The organism is Streptomyces sp. NPDC058751, assembly GCF_042746485.1.
Lineage (GTDB): Bacteria > Actinomycetota > Actinomycetes > Streptomycetales > Streptomycetaceae > Streptomyces.
On sequence record NZ_JBHYPZ010000043.1, the window covers coordinates 39,013 to 53,187 of the forward strand.

The 14,175-nt window shown below is 72.3% G+C and carries 12 protein-coding genes and 1 pseudogene; 7 read left to right on the top strand and 6 right to left on the bottom strand.

The genetic code is table 11. From position 1 onward, the window contains the following. Nucleotides 1-100: 100 nt before the first annotated feature. On the bottom strand, nt 101-1,201 hold the full coding sequence (locus tag ACFW6B_RS31965; protein WP_386601528.1) for an ABC transporter substrate-binding protein: 1,101 nt from the start codon (nt 1,199-1,201) through the stop codon (nt 101-103). A 142-nt stretch (nt 1,202-1,343) separates the two neighbouring features. Continuing rightward, nucleotides 1,344-2,357: a LacI family DNA-binding transcriptional regulator gene (locus tag ACFW6B_RS31970; protein ID WP_386601530.1), complete on the bottom strand. Its 1,014-nt coding sequence runs from the start codon at nt 2,355-2,357 to the stop codon at nt 1,344-1,346. 159 nt (nt 2,358-2,516) lie between these two features. Between ACFW6B_RS31970 and ACFW6B_RS31975 the strand changes: the two are divergent. After that, nucleotides 2,517-5,139 (top strand): annotated as a pseudogene (locus tag ACFW6B_RS31975) (PA14 domain-containing protein). A 187-nt stretch (nt 5,140-5,326) separates the two neighbouring features. Beyond that, nucleotides 5,327-6,517, top strand: a complete 1,191-nt coding sequence (locus ACFW6B_RS31980; protein WP_386601532.1) for an MFS transporter — start codon at nt 5,327-5,329, stop codon at nt 6,515-6,517. 173 nt (nt 6,518-6,690) lie between these two features. Here ACFW6B_RS31980 and ACFW6B_RS31985 read toward each other — a convergent pair whose 3' ends face one another. After that, a complete protein-coding gene (locus tag ACFW6B_RS31985) occupies nt 6,691-7,419 on the bottom strand; it encodes a TetR/AcrR family transcriptional regulator (protein WP_386601534.1) in 729 nt (242 codons plus the stop codon). Nucleotides 7,420-7,507: 88 nt separating this feature from the next. Here ACFW6B_RS31985 and ACFW6B_RS31990 point away from each other — a divergent pair, with 88 nt between their 5' ends. Beyond that, nucleotides 7,508-8,368, top strand: coding sequence for an SDR family oxidoreductase (locus tag ACFW6B_RS31990; protein ID WP_386601537.1), 861 nt, complete (start codon nt 7,508-7,510; stop codon nt 8,366-8,368). Between the two features lie 27 nt (nt 8,369-8,395). Here the strand turns inward: ACFW6B_RS31990 and ACFW6B_RS31995 are convergent, their stop codons facing one another. Further along, on the bottom strand, nt 8,396-8,998 hold the full coding sequence (locus ACFW6B_RS31995; protein WP_386601539.1) for a hypothetical protein: 603 nt from the start codon (nt 8,996-8,998) through the stop codon (nt 8,396-8,398). Nucleotides 8,999-9,176: 178 nt separating this feature from the next. Between ACFW6B_RS31995 and ACFW6B_RS32000 the strand changes: the two genes are divergently transcribed. The 4 genes from ACFW6B_RS32000 (at nt 9,177) to ACFW6B_RS32015 (ending at nt 11,431) form a co-directional block, all read left to right on the top strand. After that, nucleotides 9,177-9,485 (top strand): hypothetical protein, encoded by a 309-nt coding sequence (locus ACFW6B_RS32000; protein WP_386601541.1) that lies wholly within the window; start codon nt 9,177-9,179, stop codon nt 9,483-9,485. 188 nt (nt 9,486-9,673) lie between these two features. After that, complete coding sequence (locus ACFW6B_RS32005) at nt 9,674-10,213, top strand: putative immunity protein (RefSeq protein ID WP_386601543.1); 540 nt, start codon at nt 9,674-9,676, stop codon at nt 10,211-10,213. Between the two features lie 101 nt (nt 10,214-10,314). Then, nucleotides 10,315-10,473 (top strand): hypothetical protein, encoded by a 159-nt coding sequence (locus tag ACFW6B_RS32010; RefSeq protein ID WP_386601545.1) that lies wholly within the window; start codon nt 10,315-10,317, stop codon nt 10,471-10,473. A gap of 145 nt (nt 10,474-10,618) precedes the next feature. Continuing rightward, nucleotides 10,619-11,431, top strand: coding sequence for a hypothetical protein (locus ACFW6B_RS32015; RefSeq protein ID WP_386601547.1), 813 nt, complete (start codon nt 10,619-10,621; stop codon nt 11,429-11,431). A gap of 20 nt (nt 11,432-11,451) precedes the next feature. On the opposite strand, the gene ACFW6B_RS32020 is transcribed toward ACFW6B_RS32015, so the two are convergent. Together ACFW6B_RS32020 and ACFW6B_RS32025 are read right to left on the bottom strand one after the other, a co-directional pair. Next, nucleotides 11,452-12,522 carry an ABC transporter ATP-binding protein gene (locus tag ACFW6B_RS32020; protein WP_386601549.1) on the bottom strand — a complete coding sequence of 357 codons (1,071 nt, stop codon included), beginning with the start codon at nt 12,520-12,522 and terminating at the stop codon, nt 11,452-11,454. After that, a complete protein-coding gene (locus ACFW6B_RS32025) occupies nt 12,519-14,174 on the bottom strand; it encodes an ABC transporter permease (protein ID WP_386601551.1) in 1,656 nt (551 codons plus the stop codon). The genes ACFW6B_RS32020 and ACFW6B_RS32025 overlap by 4 nt, the downstream gene beginning before the upstream one ends. Between the last annotated feature and the right edge of the window lies 1 nt (nt 14,175).

Consider the following 14,175-nt stretch of genomic DNA (forward strand, 5'->3'; position numbering starts at 1 on the left):
TCAACCCCCGGTACGCCCGGCCCGGGGGGGTGCGGGTCTTCCGTGGTGATGCCGTCCTGCGCCGGGGAAGGTCTTCGGCGGGCCGTTCACCGACGCCGTGTCAGTAGGCCTTGCCCAGGTCGGCCTCGGCGTTGTCCTTGGTGTACGCGCTGTCCTGGATGACGACGTCCTGGGAGACCTTCCCGCCCTTGGTGAAGCTGTCGAGGGTCTGGAAGGCGAGCGGCCCGAAGCGCGGGTTGGACTCGATGACGCCGTCGATCCAGCCGTCGACGATGCCCTGGACCGCGTTGCGGGTGCCGTCGATCGTCACGATCTTCACCGCGCCCGGCTTCTTGCCCGCCCCCTTGAGGGCGTTGACCGCGCCGAGGCCCATCTCGTCGTTCTCGGCGTAGATCCCGGTGATGCCGGGCTTGGACTGGATGAGGTTCTCGGTGACCGACTGCCCCTTCTCCCGGGCGAATTCACCGGTCTGCTTGAAGACGATCCTGAGGCCCGGGGCCTTCTCCTTGATGCGGTCCTCGAAGCCCTTGGTGCGCTCGGTCGTCACGTTGTTGCCCGCGGCGCCGAGCAGGATGGCGATCTCGCCCTTGCCGCCGGTCGATTCGATCATCCGGTCCGCGGCCCGCCTGCCCTGCTCCACGAAGTCGGAGCCGATGAAGCTCACGTAGTCCTTGCAGGCGGTGGCGTTGATCTTGCGGTCGATGGTGATGATCGGGATGTGCTTGGCGGACGCCGAGCGCAGGACCGGTTCCCAGCCGTCGGAGTTGAGCGGTGCGATCACGAGGAGGTCGGCGCCCTTGGCGATGAGGTCCTGGACGTCGCTGATCTGCTTGGGGAACTGCGACTGGGCGTTGGCCGTCAGCAGTTTCACGCCCTGCTTGTCCGCCTCGGCCTTGATCGAGGCGGTCTCCGCGATCCGGAAGGGGTTGGCCTCCTTCTCGGACTGGGAGAAACCGACGGTGGCCGACTTCAGGTCGATCTTCTCGGCGCCGTAGGCGTCGATGGCACAGGTCGGTCCCGAGCCCGTCGACGGGGAGGCGACGACCTGGCCCCGGTCGCTCGCTCCGGCGGAGCCCGGGTCCTTGCCCGCGTTGTCGTCCTCGGACTTCGCGCATCCGGAGACGAGCGCGAGGCTCGCGACGAGGCCGGTGGCGAGGAGGGTTCTGGCAGGGGTGCGATGACGTGCTGCGAGCGGCTTCATGGAGTCCCCAAACGGCGCGGCCCCGGCGCTGAGAGCGCTCCCGGGGAAGATCGGCTCTTGCGGTCAACTCGGTGTACTCGTCGTCCCGGGAGGTTTTTACATCGTTGAAAGACGCCTGTAAAGCCCTCCGTCCGAAATCCCGTCAGCGCCGTCCCAGCGTGCTCTCGCGCTCGACCAGCCGGAAATCCGCGGTCAGTTCACGTCCGCCGGGCTCGGTCCGGCCCGACAGGCTGCGCAGCAGGGAGGCCACCGCCATGCGCGCGATGGCCTGCTTGTCCGGCGAGACCGTCGTCAGGGTGACCGCGCCGAACCGCCCCTCCTCGATGTCGTCGAAGCCCACCACCGCCACGTCCCACGGCACCCGCAGACCGCGCTCGTGCAGCACCCGCATGGCGCCGATCGCGACCAGGTCGTTGTACGCGAAGACGGCGTCCGGGCGCACCCCGGAGTCCAGCAGCCGGGCCATCGCCCGCGCGCCCTCGTCGCGGTCCCAGCCGCCGACCGGCACCACGAGCTCGTCGGGAGCCGGCACCCCGGCCTCCACCAACTCCGCGCGCCAGCCCGCCAGTCGAAGATGCGCGGGCCTGTTGGCCGAATCCGTTCGGGCCCCCAGGTAGGCGATCCGCGAGCGTCCGCGGCTCAGCAGGTGGCGGACCGCGCCACGCGCGGCCGACACGTTGTCGATCGCGATGTGGTCGTAGGGCGGTTCGTAACGCCGTTCGCCGAGCAGCACGAGGGGCACGTCGTCCGCGCGGGAGCGCAGGTCCTCGTCCTCCAGCTCCAGCGGACTGAGGATCAGACCGTCGATCACATTGGCCCGGAAACCCTGGCTCACCAGCACTTCCTGTTGCCGGTCGCCGCGCGTGTGGTCCAGCAGGACGGTGAACTCGTGCTCGGCGGCCGCGTCGATCACGGCTCCCGCCAGCTCCGCGAAGTACGGGTTGCCCAGCTCGGGGACGGCGAGGGCGATGATGCCCGTGCGTCCTTTGCGCAGGTGGCGCGCCGTGAGGTTCGGCCGGTAGCCCAGCTCGTCGATGGCTTCCTGGACCCGGGCCCGCATGGCCGGAGTGACGTGCGGATAGTTGTTCACGACGTTCGAAACCGTCTTGATCGAGACGCCGGCGCGCTCCGCGACGTCCTTCAGGCTGACCCGCAAGGGATCTCCTCTTCATCGATGTGCGCCTCTGTCACCAGGGTGTTCGTCATGGCCCTGGACAGAGGGCGGGACCCGTGCTGTGATGCCAACTCCCGTTGCTTCCAACGTTGTACAGACTGAAGCAACGAGCCGCCACCCTTCCTCGGCCAAGGAGGATCCGTGCGCAAGACCAGACTCCGAACCCCTGTGGCACTCCTGCTCGTCGCAGTTCTCGGCCTCGCGGGACTCGCCGCCGCCCCGGCCGTCGCGGCAGCCGACGACCCCGTGGAAGTCCACGGTCTGAAGGGCGAGTACTACACCCAGACCGCCCCCGGCGCCTTCGACTTCCACCAGCTCGAGGCCACCGGACTGGACGCCAACCTCGACTTCGACAACCTGGAGCCCCGGCTCTCCTTCGCCACCGGACGGTCGGACGACGTCAGTGTCCGCTGGACCGGCCGGATCGTCCCCGAGGAGACCGGCCCGCACACGTTCTCGATCATCGGGGACAACGGCTTCAGGCTGTGGATCGACGGACACCTCGCCATCGACCACTGGGTCGACGACTGGGACCGCGAACAGACCGCCCGGCCCATCGACCTGACCGCCGGACAGGCGTACGACATCAAGGTCGAGTACTTCGAGCACTTCGGCGGCTCCAACCTCCACCTGCGCTGGACCCCGCCCGGCGGCACCAAGGCGGCCGTCCCGCGGTCGGCACTCCGGCTGCCCGACGGATACGCCTACGACGGCGCCGTCGCCACCACGGTCCAGGCCGACGGCCGCAGCCTCCGCCTCGACTTCGCCCAGCCGCTCACCGCGCCCCCGGCCGGCCTCACCGACCACGTCGAAGCGGTCATCGGCGGTGCCAAGTGGCCCCTGACCACGGCGCGACTGGACCCGGCCGACCCCAAGTCCCTGATCCTGGGCCTGAAGGAACCCGTCGTCGGCAACAAGGCCGGCACGGCGAAGGGCACCGCCGACCTGCGCTACGACGGCCTGGGCGGCCTCTCCGCGAAGGATGGCAACGTTGTCAACCCCTTCTGGAGCAGCGGCCCCAACCGCTCCACCCATGAGCTGCGGACCAGGTGGGCCGACGACGTCGAGGCGGGCAAGGCCCGCACCGAGTACCCCCGGCCCCAGCTCGCCCGGGCCGACTGGCGCGATCTCAACGGCTCCTGGCAGTTCGCCCCGGCCGAGGCCGGCGAACAGCCCCCGGTCGGCAGGAAGCTCGCCGAGAAGATCCGCGTGCCCTACCCGGTGGAGTCCCAGCTCTCCGGCATCGAACGGCACGAGGACCGCATGTGGTACCGCCGCACCTTCACCGTTCCCGCCGACTGGAAGGTCGGCTCCGGCAGGCGCCTCCAGCTCAACTTCGGCGCCGTCGACTGGCGGGCCGAGGTCTACGTCAACGGCACCAAGGTCACCGAACACCAGGGCGGCTACGACAAGTTCGGCGTCGACATCACCGCCGCGCTCAAGCCCGGCCGCACCCAGGAACTGATCGTCGGCGTCTACGACCCGACCGACGCCCAGGGCGGCGAGAACCAGCCCGTCGGCAAGCAGCGGCTGGACCCCAGCGGCATCTGGTACACCCCGTCCTCCGGCATCTGGCAGACGGTGTGGATGGAGCCCGTGGCCTCCGACCACGTCGACTCGCTCAAGCTGACCCCCGACGTCGAGAACGGCCGGCTGACCGTCGAACCGAAGGGCGTCCGGGACGGAGTGCCGGTCACCGCGACCGCGTACGCCGGACACCGCAGGGTCGCCACGGTGAAGGGCCGCACCGGACAGCCCCTCGTCCTGAAGATCACCGACCCGCACCTCTGGTCACCGGACGACCCCTTCCTCTACGACCTGAAGGTGAGCGTCGGCGCCGACCGCGTCGGCAGCTACTTCGGCATGCGGTCGATCGCCGTGAAGCAGGTGAACGGAACCCCGCGCACCGTCCTCAACGGCAGCCCCGTCTTCATGATGGCCACGCTCGACCAGGGCTTCTGGCCCGACGGCCTGCACACCGCGCCCACCGACGAAGCCCTCGCCCACCGACGAAGCCCTCGCCCACGACCTGGAGCTGCACAAGCGGATGGGCTTCAACGCGGTCCGCAAACACATCAAGGTCGAACCCGACCGCTGGTTCTACTGGGCCGACCGGCTCGGCCTGATGGTCTGGCAGGACATGCCCGCCATGACCGCCGGGGTCAACCCCGATGCCGCGTCCCGCACCGAGTACGAGCGCGAGATGAAGCAGATGATCGACGAGCACATCAGCAGCCCGTCGGTGGTCATGTGGGTGACCTTCAACGAGGGCTGGGGCCAGTACGACGAGGCCCGCGTCGCCGACCAGGCCAAGGCGTGGGACCCGACACGCCTCGTCAACTCCATGTCCGGCATCAACCTCGGCACGGACGGCGGCACCGGCGACATCATCGACGAGCACGGCTACCCGAGCCCCGCGCTGCCGCCGCACCCGGACGGGAGACGGGCCCTGGTCAGCGGCGAGTACGGCGGCCTTGGACTCGCGGTGCCCGGACACGCCTGGTCCGTGCAGCAGTCGTACGTGGACGTCGACCCCTCCACGTACACCGACGACTACCTGGCCGAGCTCGCGGAGGTCCACAAGCTCGCCTGCAAGGGCGGCAACGGCGCCGTCTGCACCCAGATCTCGGACGTGGAAGGAGAACTGAACGGCCTGGTCACCTACGACCGCGCGGTGGTCAAGCCCGACGTGGCCCGGCTGAAGGCCGCCCACGACGCGCTGATCCACGACGCGTCACGGGCGACACCGGCCGGCTGCCCCTGACGACGAGGCGCCCGGCCCAGGCCTCCCCGCCGCTCCGAGCGCGCCTCGCCCCTGCCCCCTGAGGGGCCGTCGGCACGGTCCGTCCTCCCGCGAAGGGAGGGCGGACCGTGCCCGGTTCGCGGCGCACGGTCCTGTCCGGCGGCACGTCGGCCCGGATCGCGGCGGCCACGCCGTTACTGTCGGCGGCATGGACGGTGATCGCCGAGGGTGGCGCCAGTGCTTGCTCAGCGGAGCGGTGTTCGCCGTCTGCATGGCCGGCACCACGCTCCCGACCCCCCTCTACGGCCTCTACCGGGAGAAGTTCGGGTTCTCCGAGCTGACCGTCACCGTCGTGTACGCCGTGTACGCCTTCGGGGTCATGGGCGTACTGCTGCTCGCGGGCAACGCCTCGGACACGGTGGGGCGGCGTCCGGTGCTCCTGTGGGGCCTCGGCTTCGCGGCGGCGAGCGCCCTCTGCTTCCTGGCCGCCACCGGGCTGGGCTGGCTGTACGCGGGGCGGCTGATGTCGGGTCTGTCCGCCGGCCTGTTCACCGGTGCCGCCACCGCCTACGTGATGGAACTCGCGCCGCCGGGCGGCACCGCCCGGGCCACCTTCGTCGCGACGGCCGCCAACATGGGCGGACTCGGCTGCGGCCCGTTGCTCGCGGGCCTCCTCGCGCAGTACGCCCCCTGGCCGCTGTACCTGCCGTTCGCCGTCCACCTCGCCCTGGTGGCGCTCTCGGCCGCCGTGCTGCCGAGGCTCCCCGAGACCGTACGCGAACGCCGGCCGCTGAGCACCGTACGACCGCAACGGCCCGGCCTGCCCCCACAGGTGCGGCCGGTGTTCACCCCGCCCGCGATCGCCGCGTTCGTGGGGTTCGCCCTGTTCGGGGTGTTCACCTCCGTCAGCCCCGCGTTCCTCGCCGAGTCCCTGGACGTGACCGACCACGCCGTGAGCGGACTGGTCGTCGCGCTCGCCTTCTTCGCCTCGACCGCCGGACAGCTCGCCGTCGGCCGGGTCGGAGCCGGGCGCTCGCTGCCGCTCGGCTGCGCCGCGCTCCTCGCCGGCCTCGCGCTGCTCGCGGGCGCGCTGCGATGGGACCTCATGGTCCTGGTGGTGCTGAGCGCGGTCGTCGGCGGAGGCGGCCAGGGCCTGGCGTTCCGCGGAGCCCTCGCCACCGTGGCCCGGGCGTCCCCCGAGCAGCAGCGCGCGGCGGTGATCTCCACCCTGTTCGTGGTCGCCTACGCGGGCATCTCGGTGCCGGTGATCGGGGTCGGACTGCTGGTGGGCCCGATCGGACTGGAGGGCGCCGGGCTGGTGTTCATCGCCTGCATGGCCGTACTGGTCTCGGTCGCGGGCGTGTACCTGCTCCGGCGGCCGGTTCCGGCCGAGCGGTAGGAAGCCCGTGAGCCGTGGGAAGCCTTCGTCCGCGGGCTGTTCCGTCGGGGCGGCTCAGGACGGACGGCCTGCCGGTCCGCCTCGTCGATCCGCCACCGGACGGATCGGCGGACGGATCAGCGGCCCGGCGCGGACCGGGAGGTCCGACCCGCACGAGGGCTCCTGACGCGCGATCAGGCGTGCGGAGCGCCACCGTCCGCCGCCAGGCGTGTGAGCCACTCGCGCAGCAGGTGCTGCTCGGCGTCGCTCAGGACATCGGCGTCGTCGGGGAGGGCGGCGCGCAGCGCGCGGGCCGCCGCGGCGGGACCGGTCTCCGCGGCGGGCACCACCGGTTCGGCGCGGGTGACGGCGGCGACCATGGCCTCGCGGAGAGCGGTCAGCAGCGCCGGATCGCGGCGTTCCGCCGGGGTGGAGTGCCAGGTGGTGACCGTGCCTCGACCGGTGGCCTGGATGATCTGGGCGGCCAGCTCCTCGTCGACCCGCAGCCACCCCCCGGCCGCCAGTCGGCGCACCCGGCCGTGGAGGATCTCCAGGCCCGCGCGGTGCGCCATGTCCGCCCCCCGGCCGGTGGCCCTGTTCATCACCGCGAACAGCTCGGGGCGGGAGATCCCGAACTCCACCACCATGTCCCAGCCGCGGCGCAGCTCCTCCACCGGGTCCCGCGGGTCGGGGTCGAGCCGTGCGCGCTTGCTCTCCAGGAACTGCGCGTAGCCGTGCTCGGCGACGGCCTCCAGGAGCCCCTCCTTGTCGCCGAAGAGGCGGTAGATCGCCGGCGGCTGCATTCCGGCCGCGGCGGCGACCGCGCGGGTGCTCACCGCTTCCGGGCCGCCGCTCTCCAGCAGCTCGACGGCCGCCTCGACGATGCGGTGACGAGGGCTGTCGGTGGTGTCGCGCGTAACCATGAACCGATGATATCGAAGGTTTGATTCCATCGATATTCCAGTGTTACCGTCGAAATGATTCCACTGGAAACATCCTCGGGAGAACCCAATGATCATCGTGACCGGAGCCACCGGAAAGCTCGGCCGCCGCACCGTCGAACGCCTTCTGGAGCGCGTCCCCGCCGACCGCGTCGGCGTCAGCGTCCGCGACCCCCGCAAGGCGAAGGACCTCGCCGACCGCGGCGTCCGCGTCCGGCAGGGCAGCTTCGACGACCCCGCCTCGCTCGTGCACGCCTTCGAGGGTGCCGGGCAGGTGCTCCTCGTCTCCCTCGACCGCACGGGAGAGGAGTGCGTCGCCAGCCATCGCGCCGCCGTCGACGCCGCCGTGAAGGCCGGCGCCGGCCGCATCCTCTACACCAGCCAGATGGGCGCCGCCCACGACTCCCGCTTCCAGGCGTGCCGCGACCACGCCCGGACCGAGGACCTGCTGCGCGCCACCGGCCTGCCCTGGACCGCGCTGCGCAACGGCTTCTACGCGGCCAGCGCCCTGCAGTTCCTGGAGTCCGCCCGCCGCACCGGCGACATCGCCCTCCCCGCGGACGGTCCCGTCGCCTGGACCGGCCACGACGACCTCGCGGAGGCCACCGCGGCGATCCTCACCGAGGAGGGCCGCTTCGAGGGGCCCACCCCGCCGCTCACCGGCGCGGCGACGCTCGACTTCGGCGCCGTCGCCGAGATCGCCTCCCGGGCCACCGGACGGCCCTTCACCCGCACCGTCGTCCCCGACGACGTCTTCCGCGAGCAGGCACTGGCGCACGGCGCCCCGGCCCCGGTGGCCGACCTGATGCTGAGCATCTTCGCGGCGGCGCGGAACGGCGAGTTTGCCGCCGTCGACCCCACGCTGGCCGGGCTGATCGGGCGGGAGCCCGCCGCCTTCGGCGCCGTGCTGGAGCGCGCCTGGGCCGAATAGACCCTGATCCGGGTTGTCCGGCAGGCCCTAGTAGGGGCCGCCGCGGAAGAGCAGGCTGCCGTGGTGGCGCGGGCGGTCGCCGCGTTCGTGGGCCGCGTCGGAACGGTCCGCGGGGGCCGAGAGCCCCGCCAGGACCCTGAGGTCCGCCAGGCCGGCCAGTACCTCGTCACGACGTCCGGCGGATTTCATCCAGGCCGGCAGTCGCGCGAACATCGCCATCGTCGGGGAGGCGCGCCGTTCGCGCAGCCGTGCGCCCACGTAGGCGGCGAGGGCGTCGACGTGTTCCTCGTCGTAAGCCCACAGGATCCGTCCCGCGCAGCGGGTCTGAAGCCAGAGCGGCCGGCGGAAGAAGGGGTCCTCGGTGCCGCCGGGGACCGCGCCGACCAGGCCTCCACCCCGCTCCTCGGCGGTCCGGTCGGCGACGGCACCGCAGCCGGCGCAGGCGAGGCGGCGGGGCTGGAAGAGCAACTGGCCGAAGTGGTCCGGCGCGGCGATGCCCGGCCGGGGGACGACGAGCGCGCGGCCGCCGCACCCCGGGCAGACCACGAGCACCCGGCGGGTGAACCGGACGAGCCACGTGCCGTGGTCGCGGTGCCGGACCGGGGCGGGGCGCTCGGGCTCGGAGTCCATGACGCACACCCTGTCAGGCCCGGCCCGTTCCCGGCGACCGGATTCCCGGCACGGGACCCGCCGGGCGGATGCGTCGACGGCGGGCCGCCGTGGAGGAACCCCGAACCGGGAACGTCCACGTGACGCGGGCGAGTTGCGGATTTCACGGGCGCCCGGGCCACTGATTATGATCTTGGCCATGTCTGTGCAGAACGTGAACTCCGACAGAGCCCTTTCCCGCAAGCAGCGGCTTCAGGAGAAGCAGCGCCGCCAGTTGGCGGTGGTCGACACCGTGGACAAGGCCGAGGCCAAGGTCCGTAAGGCCGAGGTCGAGGTGGCCACGGCCGTCGCCGAGGCGGTGCAGGTGTTCGGCGGCGTGCAGGAGGCGTCGGAGGGGCTCGACATGCCGATCCAGACGGTTCAGCGTTTCCTCGGCATGGCCCGGGACGAAGCGGCCCGTGCCGCCGACGTCGCCGAGCCCGCCGCCGAGCCCGTCGGCGGGTCCTGAACCTGGTTCTGGTGGCGGGCCCTTGCGGCGGAGAACGCGGGGCCTGCCGCGGTGCGAGGGCGGCCGGTGGAAGACCTCCGTGGTGGGGCCGTGTCCCGACTCGTTGACCGCGTAAGCGCGTCGGCGGGCGCCCGGGTCCGTGCCGCGCCGGACGCGACCGGTCTCCACGGCGATGGGAGAATCGGGTCATGGCGACCGGTGCCGGTGATTTCGAGCTGACCATGGAAGAGCTGCGCGCAGTGGTGCGCTACGTGGTCGAGAGCGCCGAGGACGTCCTTCCGGTGTTCGAGGAGGCCGTCCCCGGTGATCTCCGGCCCCGCGCGGCCGTCGAAGCCGCCCGGGAGTTCGCGAACGGCGCGCGGAGGACCAACGCGCAGCGCGTCACCGCGCTGGACGCGCACCGGGCTGCGAAGGAAGCGCCCACCGAGACCGCACGCCTCGCCGCGCGCGCCGCCGGCGACGCCGCGGCCGCCGCGTATCTGCACCCCCTGGCGAAGGCCACGCAGGTGGGTCACATCCTGCGCGGGGCCGCATGTGCGGCGCGCGTGGCCGAGTTGAGCGCGGGCGACGATCCCGATGTCGGGGACAAGGCGATCGAGCAGGCTCGGCGACGTGCCACGCCGGTCCTGATCGATGTTCTCGGCCGGTATCCGCTCGCGCCGACGGGCAGGAGTCGCGTCGCCCGCCTCATGAGTGCCTTGGATGCTTCCCTGCGCGCATCGCGCTGAGGAATCCCCCGTCGGGACGTCCACTTCCCGTTACCGCACGCGATGGGGCGCTGCCACAGCCTTGAGCAACTCCGCCCGGGGGAACCGGCTCGACCGCGAGGGTGGCGGGCGCTACGCGACACGAGAGCGGTGACCATGGACAGGACACGGAACGACGCCCCGGCGATCCGCGCAAGGTGCCCGACGACCTCCTCTACGACCGGATCCTGCACGAGTTCCCCGGCTGGCTGTCGTCGGCTCGTGCCGCACAGGTCCTGTGACGAGTGCCGGGTCTCCGTGAGTCCGTGATCGCCGTCCGTCCGGAAACCTTCGACTTTGTGTCCCTCGGGATGCCGGCTGCCTGAATAATTCGGCATCCGAGCACAAAAGAAGATCGGTATCCGGCACGGAAGAAGAGGGGATCCGGTGACCCGTCGCACCAACGCGTCCTGCCTGGGCGTGGCCGTCAAGGGCTATCTGCTGCTGAACGTGTGGATGATCGTCGGCTACGTCCTGGCGTTACCGGTGACCCTGCCCGATCTGATGGCGTCGCAGGAACCGCCGCAGCAGGTGGAGGGCCCGGCGCAGTACGCGGTTCTGTATGGCATACCCGTCGCCGCGGCCGTGGGGGTGGCCCTGTTCGCGGGCCGTCGGCGGCCCTGTGCCCGGTGGGTCCTCCTCGCTCGTGCGGCGGCGGTGTTCGTGCTCGGCCAGATAGCCGCGCACTGGGCCGAGGACCGGTTCGACGCACCCACGTGGAGTGCGCGCGCGATGGCACAGTGCGGTGCCGCCGGCCTCACCGCGTACCTGTGTCTGGTTGCGGTGCGCTGGTGGGACAGGGGCGGTCTCAACTCGGGAGGCCGTCGCCCGGGTCCGGGGGAGATCTGGCACGCGGCGGTGCCGTTCCGGGAGACCGAGGGCAGCAAGGAACGCTACTGCGTGGTCATGAGGAGCCGGCTCCACCACGCCGAGGTCCTCAAGATCACCAGCCAGAACAAGGACGGCCGTGACGATCACATCCGTATCCCCAACGACGGCTGGGACTTCACCTCGGGCAAGGACCACTGGGTCGAGATCGGCCTCCAGCCGCTCAGAGTGCCCTACCAGGACTTCACCGACGGCCGTCCCAAGGGTCGTTGCCCCCGGCAGGTCTGGCGCCGGCTGCGTAACGAGCGTCCCGCGCCCACCGTGTCCGGCACCCCGACGGCGTGGTCCCGCGTCACCCAGTTCCTCGGATGACGCGGACCGTGGGGCACCGGCTAGGGGTGGAGGCTCGCCCCGCCCTCGACGCGGATGCCCGTCTCTTCTCCGGGCCGGAGCGGAAGCGGGCCCACCACGCGGATGCCGACGGGGGTGTCGTGGCCTTCGACGGCTACGGTGACCATGGCGTCGTGGCCGAAGTACGAGACGTCGGTGACCGTACCCCTGACCGTGCCCTCGGAGTCCGCATCGGTGAGGCGGAGTTGTTCCGGGCGGAGCAGGGCCGTGCCGGTGCGCAGACCTCCGGAGGGCTCGGCGAGGGGCACGGAGCCCAGAGCGGTCCGGACCGTGCCGTCGTCTTCGACGGTGGCGGGTAGCAGGACGGCGTCGCCGACGAAGCAGGCGATCCAGGGATCCGCGGGGTGCCGGTAGAGGTCCTGCGGGGTGGCGCACTGGGCGACCCGGCCGTCTTGTACGACGGCGACGAGGTCGGCCGTGGACAGGGCCTCCTGCTGGTCGTGGGTGACGAGGAGGGCCGTGGCGCCGGTTGCCCGCAGCGCGGACCGTACGTCCGCCCGCACCCCCGCACGCAGCGCGCTGTCGAGGGCGTTGAACGGCTCGTCGAGCAGCACGAGCCCGGGCCGCGGGGCCAGGGCGCGGGCCAGGGCGACGCGCTGTTGCTGGCCACCGGACAGCTCGTGCGGCATGCGGTCCCCGTATCCCGCGAGACCGACCAGTTCGAGCATCTCCCCGGTGATGTGCCGCCGTTCGGCCCGGTCGACGCCGGTCAGTCCGAAGGCGACGTTGCGGGCCACGCTCAGGTGCGGGAAGAGGGCGCCTTCCTGGGGCACGATGCCGATGCGGCGCCGCTCCGGGGGAAGGTGGACGCCGGGCCCGCTCAGGACCCTCTCGCCGAGGCGGACGGTGCCCGCGTCGGCGCGCAGGAACCCGGCGACGACCCGCAGCATGGTCGTCTTGCCGCAGCCGGACGGTCCGAGGACGGCGGCCAACGCACCTGCGGGGACGGTGAGTTCCAGTCCCCGCAGGACCGGCCCTCCGGCTCCGTAGGACTTGGTGAGCCCCTCGACGCGCAGTACGTTCGTGTCGTTCATGTCACTCGTGTCGTTCATGTCCGGTGCCTGCCCAGGAGGTAGGAGGGGACGGCGGCCAGCAGGATGAGCGCGCTGGCGTAGGGGGCGGCGGCCGCGAAGGATCCGGCGCCGGTCTCGGTCCACAGCCGGGTGGCGAGGGTGTCCATGCCGGTGGGGCGCAGGAGGAGGGTGGCGGGGAGTTCCTTCATGCAGACCACGAAGGTGAGCGCCGCCCCGGCGGCCACGCCGGGGGCGGCCAGCGGCACGGTGATCTCGCGCAGCACCTGCCACGGCCGTCGTCCGAGCGAGCGGGCCACGTCCTCAAGGACGGGCGGCGCCTGGAGCACGGCCGCGCGGGTGGCCGCCACCGCGACCGGCAGGAAGAGGACCGCGTACGCGCAGACCAGCAGCGGGAGTTGTTGGTACAGCGGGTACGCGTAGCGCACGGCGAAGAACACCAGGGCCAGGGCGACCGTGATGCCGGGCAGCGCGTGCCCCGCGTACGCCGCCTGCTCCAGCAGACGGGCGCCACGCCCCCGGTGCCGGGCCGCGATCACCCCGACCGGCAGGGCGAGGACCGTGGTGAGGGCGGCGCCCGCCGCCGCGACGCCGAGCGTCGCCCCGGCCGTTTCCACGAGCCCGCCGAGGTCCCAGGTGGCCGAGCTGCCGACGGCCAGCCAGTAGCCGAGGGTCGCCAGCGGGAAGGCGACGGACACGGCCACCACCGCCCCGCACCACAGCAGCGCGAGTGGCCGCCATCGGCCGAGGGCGACCGGGACCGCGGGGCGGGCGGTGCCCGTACCGGTCCTGGCATGCCCGGCTCGACCCCGTGTGCGGGCCTCGGCGGCCACCAGCGCGATGGTCATCACGACCAGCACGACGCTGAGCGCGGCGGCCGGGGTGCGGTCGAAGGAGGCGCGGTAGGAGGTGTGGATGGCCCGGGTGAAGGTGTCGTAGCGCATCAGTGACACCGCGCCGAAGTCGGAGAGCACGTACAGCGCGACGAGCAGCGCCCCGCCCGCGGCCGCCGGCCGCAGCTGAGGGAGCGTGACGCGGACGAAGGTCCGCAGCGGCCCGTGACCGAGGGAGCGCGCGGCTTCCTCCTGCGCCGGGTCGATGCCGCGCAGCGCGGCGGCGACCGGCAGATGGACGTACGGGAAGCTGACCAGCGTCAGCGCGAGGGCGGCACCGCCGAAGCCGGCGAGGTCCGGCTCGGCCGACAGCCAGGCGAACGCGGCCACGTAACTCGGCACGGCCAGCGGCAGGGTGGCCAGCACCGACCATACGCGGGCCCCGGGCAGGGCGGTGCGCACGGTCAGCCAGGCCAGCGAGACCCCCAGTACCAGGCACGCCGCGACGACCACGGCCGTCAGACCGAGGCTGCGGCCGAGGAGGTCGAGCGTCCGCTCGTCGGCGACGACCTCCCAGGCGAAGGCCGGGCCTCGTTCCAGCGCGCGGACGGCGAGGTAGCCGAGGGGCAGCAGGGCGAAGAGGGCGGCGACGCAGGCGGGGACCAACAGGACCAGGGGCGGTCTGCGATCGGGCGTACGGGCCTCGACCGGCTTACGGAGTGCCCTGACCCGCGTACGGGGAGAGCGAGCCGTCGGGTCCCCGCTCGCCTCGTGCACGCGCTCGCGCCCGGGCGGGGCCGGGGCTCCGGCCGGGCGCGAGGTGGAGGGTGGTGTGCGCACG

Excerpts from the sequence above, each read along its gene's own strand:
- ACFW6B_RS31985 (WP_386601534.1), bottom strand. The coding sequence starts at position 7,419 with ATGGTTACGCGCGACACCACCGACAGCCCTCGTCACCGCATCGTCGAG.
- ACFW6B_RS31980 (WP_386601532.1), top strand. The coding sequence starts at position 5,327 with ATGGACGGTGATCGCCGAGGGTGGCGCCAGTGCTTGCTCAGCGGAGCG.
- ACFW6B_RS32005 (WP_386601543.1), top strand. The coding sequence starts at position 9,674 with ATGGCGACCGGTGCCGGTGATTTCGAGCTGACCATGGAAGAGCTGCGC.
- ACFW6B_RS31965 (WP_386601528.1), bottom strand. The coding sequence starts at position 1,201 with ATGAAGCCGCTCGCAGCACGTCATCGCACCCCTGCCAGAACCCTCCTC.
- ACFW6B_RS31990 (WP_386601537.1), top strand. The coding sequence starts at position 7,508 with ATGATCATCGTGACCGGAGCCACCGGAAAGCTCGGCCGCCGCACCGTC.
- ACFW6B_RS32000 (WP_386601541.1), top strand. The coding sequence starts at position 9,177 with ATGTCTGTGCAGAACGTGAACTCCGACAGAGCCCTTTCCCGCAAGCAG.
- ACFW6B_RS32020 (WP_386601549.1), bottom strand. The coding sequence starts at position 12,522 with ATGAACGACACGAGTGACATGAACGACACGAACGTACTGCGCGTCGAG.
- ACFW6B_RS31995 (WP_386601539.1), bottom strand. The coding sequence starts at position 8,998 with ATGGACTCCGAGCCCGAGCGCCCCGCCCCGGTCCGGCACCGCGACCAC.